The organism is Paraburkholderia phymatum STM815 (assembly GCF_000020045.1).
GTDB classification, from domain to species: Bacteria; Pseudomonadota; Gammaproteobacteria; order Burkholderiales; family Burkholderiaceae; genus Paraburkholderia; species Paraburkholderia phymatum.
In genome coordinates, this window is sequence record NC_010622.1 from 1,071,223 (window position 1) to 1,084,291 (window position 13,069).

The 13,069-nt window shown below is 63.5% G+C and carries 11 protein-coding genes; 9 read left to right on the forward strand and 2 right to left on the reverse strand.

The features are described from left to right. Positions 1 to 224 precede the first annotated feature (224 nt). Genes surE through BPHY_RS04880 form a run of 5 tightly spaced genes read left to right on the forward strand, consistent with a single transcriptional unit; the run spans position 225 to position 4,801 of the window. Complete coding sequence (surE, locus tag BPHY_RS04860; RefSeq protein WP_012400365.1) at positions 225 to 983, forward strand: 5'/3'-nucleotidase SurE; 759 nt, start codon at positions 225 to 227, stop codon at positions 981 to 983. Then, positions 980 to 1,963: a protein-L-isoaspartate(D-aspartate) O-methyltransferase gene (locus tag BPHY_RS04865; protein WP_012400366.1), complete on the forward strand. Its 984-nt coding sequence runs from the start codon at positions 980 to 982 to the stop codon at positions 1,961 to 1,963. Before surE ends, BPHY_RS04865 begins: the two co-directional genes overlap by 4 nt. A 5-nt stretch (positions 1,964 to 1,968) precedes the next feature. After that, positions 1,969 to 2,907: a peptidoglycan DD-metalloendopeptidase family protein gene (locus tag BPHY_RS04870; protein WP_012400367.1), complete on the forward strand. Its 939-nt coding sequence runs from the start codon at positions 1,969 to 1,971 to the stop codon at positions 2,905 to 2,907. A 16-nt stretch (positions 2,908 to 2,923) separates the two neighbouring features. After that, entirely contained in the window at positions 2,924 to 4,018 is a 1,095-nt protein-coding gene (rpoS, locus tag BPHY_RS04875; RefSeq protein WP_012400368.1) for an RNA polymerase sigma factor RpoS, read from the forward strand. 6 nt (positions 4,019 to 4,024) lie between these two features. Then, complete coding sequence (locus BPHY_RS04880) at positions 4,025 to 4,801, forward strand: 3'-5' exonuclease (RefSeq protein WP_012400369.1); 777 nt, start codon at positions 4,025 to 4,027, stop codon at positions 4,799 to 4,801. Positions 4,802 to 4,939: 138 nt separating this feature from the next. On the opposite strand, the gene BPHY_RS04885 is transcribed toward BPHY_RS04880, so the two are convergent. Then, positions 4,940 to 5,803, reverse strand: a complete 864-nt coding sequence (locus BPHY_RS04885; protein WP_012400370.1) for an endonuclease/exonuclease/phosphatase family protein — start codon at positions 5,801 to 5,803, stop codon at positions 4,940 to 4,942. Between the two features lie 83 nt (positions 5,804 to 5,886). On the opposite strand from BPHY_RS04885, the gene rlmD reads away from it, so the two are divergent. Continuing rightward, positions 5,887 to 7,308, forward strand: coding sequence for a 23S rRNA (uracil(1939)-C(5))-methyltransferase RlmD (gene rlmD, locus BPHY_RS04890; RefSeq protein WP_012400371.1), 1,422 nt, complete (start codon positions 5,887 to 5,889; stop codon positions 7,306 to 7,308). A gap of 111 nt (positions 7,309 to 7,419) precedes the next feature. On the opposite strand, the gene BPHY_RS04895 is transcribed toward rlmD, so the two are convergent. Continuing rightward, the gene (locus BPHY_RS04895; protein ID WP_012400372.1) at positions 7,420 to 8,277 is read right to left on the reverse strand and encodes an outer membrane protein assembly factor BamD; all 858 of its coding nucleotides are present in this window, start codon (positions 8,275 to 8,277) and stop codon (positions 7,420 to 7,422) included. 39 nt (positions 8,278 to 8,316) lie between these two features. Here BPHY_RS04895 and BPHY_RS04900 point away from each other — a divergent pair, with 39 nt between their 5' ends. From BPHY_RS04900 to phaC, 3 genes are all read left to right on the forward strand, one after another. Further along, positions 8,317 to 9,627, forward strand: coding sequence for an RluA family pseudouridine synthase (locus BPHY_RS04900; protein WP_012400373.1), 1,311 nt, complete (start codon positions 8,317 to 8,319; stop codon positions 9,625 to 9,627). Beyond that, positions 9,624 to 10,463: a peptidoglycan editing factor PgeF gene (pgeF, locus tag BPHY_RS04905; RefSeq protein ID WP_012400374.1), complete on the forward strand. Its 840-nt coding sequence runs from the start codon at positions 9,624 to 9,626 to the stop codon at positions 10,461 to 10,463. The genes BPHY_RS04900 and pgeF overlap by 4 nt, the downstream gene beginning before the upstream one ends. Before the next feature lie 434 nt (positions 10,464 to 10,897). Continuing rightward, a complete protein-coding gene (gene phaC / locus BPHY_RS04910) occupies positions 10,898 to 12,886 on the forward strand; it encodes a class I poly(R)-hydroxyalkanoic acid synthase (RefSeq protein ID WP_012400375.1) in 1,989 nt (662 codons plus the stop codon). Positions 12,887 to 13,069: the final 183 nt, after the last annotated feature.

Below are 13,069 nucleotides of genomic sequence, written 5' to 3' on the forward strand. Positions count from 1 at the left end.
CATGCACGCTTCACAAGCGTGCTTTCGATCTGCAGGCTGGCTCGTCGCGTCTTGGCAACGGGCGTGCTGTCGTAAGCCGTTGCCGCGAATCAGTGTAAAGCAGGCGCGAACGACCGTGCGCTTCGAACGCGCAACATAGCACGTCGCGCAATGCCTGAAAGCACAGGCATGGGCGGGCCTCGTGTGTCGTTCGCGTGCCTTGTTTCCTCGGTTACAATCGCCGCATGCGAATCCTACTCAGCAATGACGACGGTTATCTGGCGCCAGGCCTTGCTGCGCTTTACGAAGCGCTGAGGCCGCTCGCCGATGTCACCGTGATGGCCCCCGAACAGAACTGCAGCGGCGCGTCCAACTCGCTGACGCTGTCGCGCCCACTGTCGGTGCTGCGCTCGGCCAATGGTTTCTATTACGTGAACGGCACGCCGACCGACTCGGTGCACATCGCGTTGACGGGCATGCTCGACCATACGCCCGATCTCGTCGTGTCCGGCATCAACAATGGCCAGAACATGGGCGAGGACACGTTGTACTCGGGCACCGTCGCCGCCGCGACGGAAGGCATCATGTTCGGCGTGCCCGCCATCGCTTTCTCGCTGGTCGACAAGGACTGGGTGCATCTGGAAGACGCCACCCGCGTCGCCGCCGAAATCGTCGCGCACTATCTTGAGCGTCCGCTGCCAGGCCATCCGTTGCTGAACGTCAACATTCCGAACCTGCCCTACGAACAGCTGCGCGACTGGCGCATCACCCGTCTTGGCAAGCGGCATCCATCGCAGCCGGTGATCCGCCAGACCAATCCGCGCGGCGAGCCGATCTACTGGATCGGGCCGTCGGGCAGTGCGCGCGACGCCAGCGAAGGCACCGACTTCCATGCAGCGGCGAACGGTTTCGTGTCGATCACGCCGCTGCAACTTGACTTGACGGATACGGCGATGCTGCCCACGGCGTGCGACTGGGTGCGCGCCGGGAGCGGGACTTCATGACCGGCGAGCGCGCAAAGCGCTTTCCGCTGGGACTCGAAGACCTGGTGCGCGAGCCACGCCGGGCCGATGCGCGCGATGCGAAAACCGGCAAGCCGGCCGTGCCGAAGCCGGTCACATCGAAACCGGCCGGTTCGTCCACGCGGGCGCCTGTCGTGGTCACACCCGTGGTCAAACCGGTCGTCAAAAGCGCCGTTACAAAAAACGCGTCCGGAATCGTCAATACGAAAAGCGCATCCACGATCCGCAACGACGGCGCGCGCAACCAGTTGCCGCGTCCCGCGACGGCAGCGTTCGAACGCACGGGCGCGCCGAATGTCGCGTTGACGAGCGCGGTCACGCTGACGTCCGAACGCGTGCGCGAGCGGATGGTCGAAAGGCTGCGTGCGAACGGCATCACGGACCCGCGCGTGCTCGACGCGATGGCGATGGTGCCGCGCCACATGTTCGTGGATCCCGGCCTCGCTACGCAGGCGTACGAAGACGCGGCGCTGCCCATCGGCCATCATCAGACCATCTCGAAGCCTTCTGTGGTGGCGCGGATGATCGAGCTGGCGGCGCAGGGCCGTACGCTCAACAACGTGCTCGAAATCGGCACGGGCTGCGGCTATCAGGCTGCGGTACTGAGCCAGGTCGCGCGCGACGTGTATTCGATTGAACGCATCAAACCGCTTTACGAACGCGCAAAGACGAACCTGCGCCCGCTGCGCATTCCGAACATCCGTCTGCACTATGGCGACGGACGCATCGGGTTGCCCGCGGCTGCGCCGTTCGATGCGATCGTGATCGCGGCAGCCGGACTCGATGTGCCGCAGGCGCTGCGCGAGCAGCTCGCTATCGGCGCGCGGCTCGTGGCGCCCGTCGGATCGCAGGACGGACAGTCGCAGGTGCTCACGCTCGTCGAGCGCACGGGGCCCGCGCAGTGGCGCGAATCGCGGCTTGATCGCGTTTTCTTTGTCCCCTTAAAATCCGGAGTGATTTGAACCCGATGAGTATGTTTCGCGCGATGCAAAGAACCAGCCTGAATGTCCCGTTGTCCGTCGCTCAGCGCAGCGTTTGCGTGGCCATGCTGTCCGTCCTGGCCGCATGTGCGACGCGGCTCGATCAGGCGCCAGTGGTCGATCGCTCCGGCACCCTTGGCACCGTCACGCAGCCCGGTGCAGCGCCCACTGCGCAGGCGCCCGTGCCGCTCGGCCCGCCGCCTCCGGGCTACTACCGAGTGAAGCCGGGCGACACCTTGTATAGGATCGCGCTCGAAAACGGTCAAAACTATCGCGACATTGCCGCGTGGAACAACCTGACCAACCCGAACCAGATCGAAGTCGACCAGTTGCTGCGCGTGGCCCCGCCGGGCGCGAACGGCGCACCGATGGTGCCGGGCGTCGCGACCGCGCCGATCGGCGGTGGTGCAGTGCAGAGCGCGCCGCTCAACGGCGCATCCGCCGCACCGCCGGCGGGCGCCGCCAATCAGCCGCCCATTTACAGTGCGGCGCCGGGCGCGTCGGCTGCGCCCGCGGTGACGCCGCCGTCCGCTACCAGCGACACGACGGCGTCGAATGGCAACGTGTCGTTCGCATGGCCTGTGCGCGGTCCGCTGCTCAACGGCTTTGACGATTCGAAGAACAAAGGCGTGAACATCGGCGGGTCGGCTGGTGAACCGGTAAAGGCTTCCGCTGATGGTCGAGTGGTTTATGCAGGAAATGGGCTGCGCGGTTACGGCAATCTCATTATCATCAAGCATGACGCAACGTATCTCACAGCGTATGCACATAACCGCGCTTTGATGGTAAAAGAGGGTGACGCGGTGACCAAGGGGCAGAAAATTGCCGAAATGGGCAACAGTGATTCGGACCGCGTGATGTTGCATTTCGAAGTTCGCCGCCAGGGTAAGCCTGTCGACCCAATGAAGTATTTGCCGCCGCAATAAGCCAAGCGATACGACCATGCCGAAATCGAAGCGCCGCCCATCGCAAGCAGAGACTGAGTCCCTCAGCCGTGCCACGCCTGTTTCGGTGGACGACGCCGGCGCTTCCGACGCCGACGACGACAATGTCGACGAACTCGACAACAGCAACGACGCCGACGAGCGCGGCTCGCGCGGCGACGAGGAACCGGATTCGCGTGAAGGCGCAAACGATTCCGCGCCCGACGCCGACGATTTCCGCGCGCTGCTGCAGGCCGAACTCACGGCCGACACGATCCAGCACTACCTGAACCGGATCAGTGTGAAGCCGCTGCTCACCGTCGAGGAAGAGCAGCGCTATTCGCGTCTCGCGAAGGCGGGCGAGTTCGAAGCGCGCCAGGTGATGATCGAGCGGAACCTGCGGCTCGTGGTCAGCATCGCGAAAGGCTATCTGAACCGCGGCGTGCCGCTGCTCGATCTGATCGAAGAGGGCAACCTCGGGCTGATGCACGCCATCGAAAAGTTCGATCCGACGCGCGGCTTCCGCTTCTCGACTTATGCGACATGGTGGATACGCCAGAGCATCGAGCGCGCGATCATGAACCAGGCGCGCACCGTGCGTCTGCCCGTGCACGTGATTCGCGAGCTGAACCAGGTGCTGCGCGCAAAGCGCCACCTCGAGAAGAACTCGATGAATTCGGGCGAGGCGGCCGAGCGCCGCGACGCGAGTATCGACGACATCGCGTACCTGACAGGCAAGACGACGGATGAAGTCACCGATATCCTCGCGCTGAACGAGCACACGGCGTCGCTCGACGCGCCGCTCGATCTCGATCCCGCCAGCAGTCTGCTCGACCTGCTGTCTGACGATCAGAGCCAGTCGCCCGATGCCGAGGTCCAGCATCGCGAGCTCGAGACGCTGACGCGCGCGTGGCTCGCCCGGCTGTCAGACAAGCACCGGCATGTGATCGAGCGCCGCTTTGGCCTGAATCACATCGAACCGGCCACGCTCGAAGAACTCGCCGACGAAATGGGCCTCACGCGTGAGCGTGTGCGCCAGATCCAGCAAGAGGCGCTGGTGCGATTGAAGCGCTTCTTTGCTTCCAATGGCGTACGCAAGGACGCCGTTCTCTAGAAACTGATGACACCCATTCTGGTTTTCGACATCGAGACGATTCCCGATGTCGCTGGCATTCGCCGGCTTGAAAGTCTTCCCGCAGCGATGTCCGACGAAGAAGTGGCCGAGCACGCGTTCGCGGCTCGGCGCGAGAAGACGGGCAGCGATTTTCTGCCGCATCACTTGCAGCGCGTCGCGGCGATTTCCTGTGTGTTCCGCGACAACAACGGCTTTCGTGTGCGATCGCTCGGCACGCCCAGTGACGGCGAGGCTGCGCTCGTGCAGTCGTTTTACCGGACTATCGAGAAGTACACGCCGCAGCTGGTGTCGTGGAACGGCGGCGGTTTCGATCTGCCCGTGCTGCATTACCGTGCGCTCGTCAACGGCATTCGCGCGAACCGATACTGGGATCTCGGCGAGGACGATCGCGACTTCAAGTGGAATAACTACATCAGCAGGTATCACTCGCGTCATACGGACTTGATGGATGTGCTCGCGATGTATCAGGCGCGGGCGAATGCACCGCTCGATGCGCTTGCCAGGCTATGTGGTTTCCCGGGCAAGCTCGGGATGGATGGCGGGCAGGTCTGGCATGCGTTTCAGGCCGGCCGTATCGACGAGATTCGCAACTACTGCGAGACGGATGTCGTCAATACCTACCTGCTGTATTGCAGGTTTCAGTTGATGAGGGGCGGGTTCTCGCCGGAAGAGTACGCGGATGAGATCGCGCTGGTGAAGAACGCCTTGGCGCAGGAAGCAGCGCCTCATTGGGGTGAGTATCTGTCTGCGTTCGATAACTGAGCTTTCTTGAAGGCATCCGCGATTTGCCTTCCTGCTTCATGCGTGGCCCCGCATGGGGCAACGCCAGCAAACCAGTGGCACAACGCGGATGCCAGTGAATCGGCAAGCGCACTGCAAAAGGGTCGCAGACAAAAAACATCAACCGATCTCGACGATGACAGGCTGATGATCCGAAGCCCGCGTCCCTCCATCGATCTCGCAACTCTGCAGCCTTGCCTGTAAATCCTCGGTAACGAACACAAAATCGCACGTCAGCGGCCCGTCGGACCACTGCGCCTTGTCATAGATACCCGCCGTCATGGGCGGCGTCTGCCCCGGATGCAAAACCGTCCACGCGTCGAGGAACGAGGGGCTGCCAGCAAGCGGCTCCAGCATCCGCCGATACGCGTCGCTGCCGTAAGCGCTATTGAAATCGCCGCACACGATCGCGCTGACTGGGCGCGCCGTATCGGCAAAAGGCCCGATCGCATTCTCGGCGGGCGCAGGATTCGCAGCATGAGCGGCCGCTTCCTGCTGCATCTCGCGCAGCCGTTCGACCTGGGCTAGCCGCTGCTTCAGCGAATAAAACTCGAGATGCGTCACGATCACCCTGACAGCGCCGCCGGGCGCCTGCAGCACGGCCTCCAGCGCGACACGCTGCATCGACGGCGCGTCCGGGTCGGCGGGCCACGGCAGCGAGTGACGAATCACGCGCTCGACGGGCAAGCGTGTCACTAGCGCATTGCCGAACTGACGGCGCGGCGCGGCGGGCGCGTCGAGCTTGAGCGGTGCGAGATCCGCGCCGATCGCGCCCAGCACCGTGTAGCCGGGCAGCAGATCGGCCAGTTCGGCGAACTGGTCGTCACCCGGATGACCCGCCAGCACCGAAAAACCGCGCGTGACTTCCTGCATGCACAGCACGTCGAAATCGGCGAGCCGCCGCGCTTCGTCGATCGTGCGCGACAGGCTCACGTCGCCGTGCGCACTGCGTCCCCACTGGACATTCCAGCTGATCAGTCGCATCGTCAAATCTCCGTCGGTGTGTGTCGTTCGTCTACAATCTCGTGCTTGGTCCCACTTTTACACAGTCTGTCAGGAAGTCGCTGGTGTCCGAAACTGTCCCCCACATTGGTAAAACCCGCTCGCCCAGAAAAGGCAAGCAGGCGCGCGAAGACGCCGCCGGCCCGTTCAAGGCGCCCGAACTCGACATCGAGTCGCTCGACATGGAAGCGCGCGGCGTCGGCCGCACCGTCACGGAAGACGGCTCGCCCGGCAAGGTCATCTTTGTCGAAGGCGCGCTGCCCGGCGAACGCGTCACGTACTCGAGCTACCGCAAGAAGCCCAGTTTCGAACAGGCGCAGGTCGTCGATATTCTTAAAGAGAGCGTGATCCGTACCCGCCCGCAGTGCAAGTTTTTTGGCACCTGCGGGGGCTGTTCGATGCAGCATCTCGACGTGCGTGCACAAATCGCTGTCAAGGGTCGCGTGCTCGAAGACAATCTGATGCACCTGGCCAGGCTGCGTCCGGAAACCGTGTTCCGGCCGATCCACGGTCCGTCCTGGGGCTATCGCTATCGCGCGCGCCTGACGGTGCGCCATGTCGCGAAAAAGGGCGGCGTGCTGGTCGGTTTTCACGAGCGCAAGAGCAGTTACGTCGCCGACATGACGAGTTGCGAAGTGCTGCCGCCGCATGTTTCCGACATGCTCGTGCCGCTGCGCCACATGGTCGAAGCGCTGTCGATTCGCGATCGCATGCCGCAGATCGAACTCGCGGTCGGTGCATCGGTGACGGCGCTCGTGCTGCGCATCCTCGAGCCGATCAACGCCGCCGACGAACAGCTGCTGCGCGACTTTGCGGATCTGCACAACGTCCAGTTCTGGCTGCAGCCGAAGGGCCCGGATTCCGTCTATCCGTTCTATCCGCTCGATCGCCAGCTCGATTACACGCTACCCGAGTTCGGCATCCGCATGCCGTTCCGCCCGACGGATTTCACGCAGGTCAATCACCAGATCAACCGCGTGCTGGTCGGCCGGGCGCTGCGTCTGCTCGCGCCTGCGAAGACCGACCGTGTGCTCGATCTGTTCTGCGGTATCGGCAACTTCACGCTGCCGCTCGCGCGGATTTCCCGCGAAGTGGTGGGCATCGAAGGCAGCGAGGTGCTGACCTCGCGCGCACTCGACAACGCGAAGGAAAACGGCGTAGACAGCCACACGTCGTTTGCGTGCCGCAACCTGTTCGAAGTCACGGCCGACGACATCCGCGCGCTAGGCCACTTCGACAAGTATCTGATCGATCCGCCGCGCGAAGGCGCGCTCGCCGTGTCGAAGGCGCTCGCCGACATCGCACAGAGCGGCGAAGGGCGGCTGCCGACACGCATCGTCTACGTGTCGTGCAATCCCGCGACGCTCGCGCGCGACGCGGGGCTGCTGGTGCACGAGGCCGGTTATCGCTTGAAGGGCGCGGGTGTGGTGAACATGTTCCCGCACACGTCGCACGTCGAATCCATCGCACTGTTCGAACGGGACTGAGGCGCAAGGCCTGTACTTGAAGGCGTTCGCACAGCGTCAAGCGGGCGCCGCAAAGAACAACGCCACGGTCGGCACCGTGGCGTTGTTCTTTGATGAAGAGCGATCAGCCGATCAGAACTGCCACCATGACTTTTCCTTGCCCGGTCGCGAACGGCCCGTGATGTACGGGCTGTCCGGGAAGGTGCCGGCGAGCACGCGCTTCGTGTCTTCGGCCAGTTGCGGCTGGTCCAGCTTCTGATACGACAGCATCATGATGTGCAGCGCGTCTTCGATGGCGGGCGCGTTCTTGTATTCCTTGATCGCAAGCTGGGCGCGGTTGATGGCCGCCACATAGGCGCCGCGACGATAGTAGTAATCCGCGGCGTGCACTTCATGCGACGCGAGCGCGTTCACGATGTAGCGCATGCGCTGCGCGGCGTCCGGCGCGTACTTGCTCTGCGGATACTTGTCGACCACGACCTTGAATGCGTCATACGACTCGCGCAGCGACTTCGGGTCGCGCTCGCTCATGTCCTGGCCCGAGAAGCGGCCGAACAGCCCCAGGTCATCGTTGAAGTGGATCATGCCCTTCAGGTAGTACGCGTAGGGGATGTCCGGGTGGTCCGGGTGCAGCTGGATGAAGCGGTTGACGGCCTGGTCGGCGGCGTCCGTTTCGCTGTCCTTCCAGTTGCAGTACGCAACGTTGATCTGCGCCTGCTGCGCGAAGTGGCCGAACGGGTCGCGGCCCTCGAGCGCTTCGAAGTATTTCGCGCACTTGCCGAAGTCCCCGCCGCTCAAGGCGTCTTGCGCCTCCGTATATAATTTATTGTTGGTCCAGGTGGCCGTTTCGTCCGTTTTTTCCGGCAGGCCATGACAGGCCGCCACCAACGTGGCGGCTGCCACGCTGGCGCCATAGAGGGCCGCTTTCCTGGCCAGCTTGTGGGCCACCGTCTTTCGAACAGTTTGAGTAATGATGTTCAAGGCTCGCATTTTCCAGTCTAGCTTTTACGTCCAGGTGACCCAGTCTCGATGACCCGTTCCAATACTCCGCGTCCCGCTCAGTCTGCAGCTCAGCATCCCGACCAGGGCGCGCGGAAGAGCAACAAAGATTATAGCCCAAGCGCCGACCCGGCCGACGCATCGGCAGGTGACGCCGCCGCAGCGGCGGGGGCCGACAGCGTCGACGACGATCTCGTCGACGACGCCCTTGCCGGAGCCCCTGGATCGGCCGCCGCGCAAGGCGGGGCGCCGCGCGATGACGAAGCGCCGCGTGTGGTCACGGTGCCGCCCGGGCTCGCCGGCGAACGTCTCGACAAGGTGTTGGCCAAGGTCTTTCCGGAGTTTTCACGCAGCCGGCTGCAAAGCTGGATCGAAGCGCAGCGCGTGCACGTCGACGGACAGCCGGCGAAGATCCGCCAGCCGGTGCCGCTCGGCGCATCGATCGAACTCGTGCCCGATCTGCTGCCGGAGCAGCTCGCGTTCACGGCCGAGCCCGTCCCGCTGGATGTCGTCTACGAAGACGACACGCTCGTCGTGATCAATAAGCCGGCTGGCCTCGTCGTGCATCCCGCGGCAGGGAACTGGAGCGGCACGGTGCTCAACGGTCTGCTGCATCGCTATGGCGACGCGGCGGCAGGACTGCCGCGCGCGGGCATCGTGCATCGGCTGGACAAGGAGACGTCGGGCCTGATGGTGGTGGCGCGCACACTCGAAGCGCAGACCGATCTCGTGCGCCAGCTGCAGGCGCGCACCGTGAAGCGCCGCTATCTCGCGCTGGTGTGGGGCAACATGCCGGATGACGGCACGATCGACGCGCCCATCGGCCGCGATCCGCGAGAACGCACGCGCATGGCCGTCGTCACGGGCGCAGCGGGCAAGCCCGCGCGCACGCACTTCCGGCGCATCGATTCGACGGTGTGGGAGCGGCAGCCGGTGTCGGCCATTCACTGTGACCTGGAAACGGGCCGTACGCATCAGATCCGCGTGCATTGCGCGCATATCGGTCATCCGCTGCTGGGCGACCCCGTCTACGGACGCGCGCGCGGCAAGCGTTCCGTTACGCCGTTGCCGGGGGGCTTTGCGCGTCAGGCGCTGCATGCATGGCGCCTCGCGCTGGTTCATCCGAAGACGGGGCGCACGATGCAATGGCGCGCCGACGTGCCGGGCGATATCGCTGAATTGTCCGAAGCATTGGGGCTCGGCCGCCAGCACGAGGACGAGTACGCGGCAGACTACGACGATTACGAAGACGACTACGACGACGATGCTTCCCTCGAAGAAGGCTACGACGAAGACGACGATCTCTCCGAAGACGCAGATGACAAGGACAGTCGCGCATGACGCTGCCTGAGTTGACCCTCAACGATGTGCTGCGCCCCGCGTGGCGCGTGTCGCCGCGCGTGCAGGCGCTTGTCACGACGCGTAACGGCGGCGTGAGCCTGCCGCCGTTCGGCACGTGGCGCGACGGCGTGGACGCTCCCGGCGGGCTGAATCTCGGCCGTAAGTCGGGCGACGATCTCGCGCACGTGGAAGCGAACCGCATGCGGCTGATGAAGCTGACGGGACGCGACGAAGCCGCATGGCTGTCGCAGGTACATGGCGCGACCGTCGTGAAGGCCGACGACGTGCTGGCCGCCGCGCAGCGCGGCGAGCTGCTCGTGCAAGCCGATGCGAGCGTGACCGACCGTCCGGGCACGGTGTGCGTCGTGATGATCGCCGACTGCATGCCCGTGCTCCTGTGCGACCGCGAAGGCCGCGCAGTGGGTGCCGCACATGCCGGATGGCGCGGACTTGCGTCGGGCGTCGTCGAACAGACCGCGCAGCGCGTCGCGTCGCTTGCGGGTACTGACATGTCGGCATTGCATGCGTATCTCGGCCCATGCATCGGTCCACAAGCCTTCGAGGTGGGACCAGACGTGCGTGACGCCTTCATGAATGCTGTCGGCGGCGCACAACGCGACGACATCGCCGCAGCCTTCGCCGACCATCCTCTGAATGCGGGCAAATACCTCGCCGATCTGCCGCGCCTCGCACGTTTTCGTCTTGCGCAGATCGGCATCACGAATGTAGTGGGCGGCGATCATTGCACGTTCACCGAACGCGAACGTTTCTACTCGTATCGGCGCGATAGGGAGACGGGCAGAATGGCCGCGCTGATCTGGCTCGCGGGCCCGTGACCCATCGATCGCGAACGACCTAAGTGCCATTGCGCAAAGGCAAATTGGCTGTACGCAACATGACGTATGTTTGTTTCGCATGTGTGCTTGTGTTGCACTGCGCGAACACGAGAAGAACGATGCGGTTGTGCGGTGGATAAGCCTTCCAGGCATGGCTGACAGGTCAGACAAGCCCGTCCCGGCGGGCTCCTTTTGCACTGCACAGCACGATCGTTCTACCGATGTGAGATCGCGTTGAAATACATCGGGAAAACGATAATGAAAAAAATATCGCACTGCGGCAAAATCGGGAGCAAGCATTGACATGCCTTGCGATGGGGCGCAAGAATGTTCTCCACTGGGCAAGGACGTAACGCGGTCGCGATGCAGTGCTGTTCCCGCGCAAGTACCTGCCTCTCAACCCGTCCGCGAGGACTTTTCGGTCAAAAGCAGGCATGGCTGCATCTCACACTTCCTCGACTTCTTCTCGCACGGACACCTCGTCGGACCGCACGCAGCAGCAAGCGAATGCGGCAGGGGTGCACCAATGGTTCGACGCCTGGATGAACGCATGGCGTTCGCTGGGCGCCCAGGCTGCAGCAAACGGCAATCCTTTTAGCGTTCCGTCCATGCCCGACTTCGCGAAAGCGGCGACGGCGCAGGCGGGTTCGCTACCGTTTTCCAATCCCTTGTTCGAGCAAATAGCCAAACAGTTTGCGCAAACGCCTGGCCAACCGAATGGTGAGGCCGCGGGCCAGCCGTTCAACGCCTTGTTCGGACCGGCATTCAATCCGCAGTTCGCACAACAGTTCACGCAGCAGATCGCCGGGTTGAAGATGCCAAGCGCATCGATTCCGCCGAATCGTCTTCAGCAGTTGCAGTCCGACTATTCGCGTGAAGCAATGCAGTTGCTGCAACAGGCAGCACAGGCCACGGCATCGGGCATCGAGCTCAAGGACCGGCGCTTCAGTTCCGAAGCCTGGAAGACGACGCCCATCTACACCCACACGGCTGCGTGGTACCTGCTGAATGCGCGTTATCTGCAGGAACTGGTCGATGCGATCGAAACAGACCAGAAGACGCGCGAGCGCATCCGTTTCGCCGTGCAGCAGTGGACGGCGGCCGCGTCGCCAAGCAACTTCTTTGCGCTGAATCCCGAGGCGCAGAAGACGCTGCTCGAAAGCAATGGCGAAAGCCTGCGGCAGGGCGTGATGAACCTGCTCAGCGACATGCAGCGCGGCAAGATTTCGCAGACGGACGAGTCGCGCTTCGGCGTCGGCAAGAATCTCGCGATGACGGAAGGTTCCGTCGTATTCGAGAACGAGCTGATGCAGCTGATCCAGTACACGCCGCGCACGGCGACCGTGCACGAACGTCCGCTGCTGATCGTGCCGCCTTGCATCAACAAGTATTACATCCTGGATCTTCAGCCCGAGAACTCGCTGGTTGCACATGCGCTCGACTCGGGGCATCAGGTGTTTCTGATTTCGTGGCGCAACGCAGACCAGTCGATCGCCCACAAAACATGGGACGATTACATCGCCGACGGCGTGCTGGCTGCCATCGACACCACGCGTCAGATCAGCGGACGCGAGCAGATCAATACGCTGGGCTTCTGCATCGGTGGCACGCTGCTCGCAACGGCGCTGTCCGTCGCCGCGGCGCGCGGCGAGCATCCCGCTGCGTCGATGACGCTGCTCACCGCGATGCTCGACTTCGCCGACACAGGCGTGCTCGACATCTTCGTCGACGAAGCGCATGTGCAGATGCGCGAGCAGACCATCGGCGGCAAGAACGGTACGCCTCCCGGGCTCATGCGCGGCATCGAGTTCGCGAACACATTCTCGTTCCTGCGTCCGAACGACCTTGTGTGGAACTACGTCGTCGACAACTATCTAAAGGGCCGCACGCCGATGCCGTTCGACCTGCTGTACTGGAACAGCGACTCGACGAGCCTGCCCGGTCCGATGTACGTCTGGTATCTGCGCAACACCTACCTCGACAACAAGTTGCGCCAGCCGGGCGCGCTGACCACTTGCGGCGAGAAGGTGGATCTGTCGCGCATCGACGTGCCGACGTTCATCTACGGTTCGCGTGAAGACCACATCGTGCCGTGGCAATCGGCGTATGCGTCGGTGCCGCTGTTGACGGGCCCGCGCAAGTTCGTGTTGGGCGCGTCGGGTCATATTGCCGGTGTGATCAATCCGCCGTCGAAGAACAAGCGCAGTTACTGGTCGGTAGAAGGCGACGACAAGGCGCTGCCTGAGCATCCCGACGACTGGTTCGACACCGCGACGGAAACGCCTGGCAGCTGGTGGCCCGAGTGGACGAAGTGGCTCGCACAGTACGGCGGCAAGAAGGTGAAGCCGGCAGCGAAAGCAGGTTCGGCCGAGTTCCCGGTGATCGAGCCCGCGCCTGGCCGTTACGTGCAACAGCGCGAATAAGCGTCGCGCGGCGGGTTGGATGATTCGCGAGTGGTCGCCGGTGAAGCGCAATGAGCAACCGCCGCCAACGAACACCGGGTGAAGATGGATGGAGTGAGACAGACGCTGTATCGCAGTAAAGCTGACTTGACCGGATCAACAACTTGACGGGCTACTGTGGAGCATGTCGCCGCAGCCCCGGAG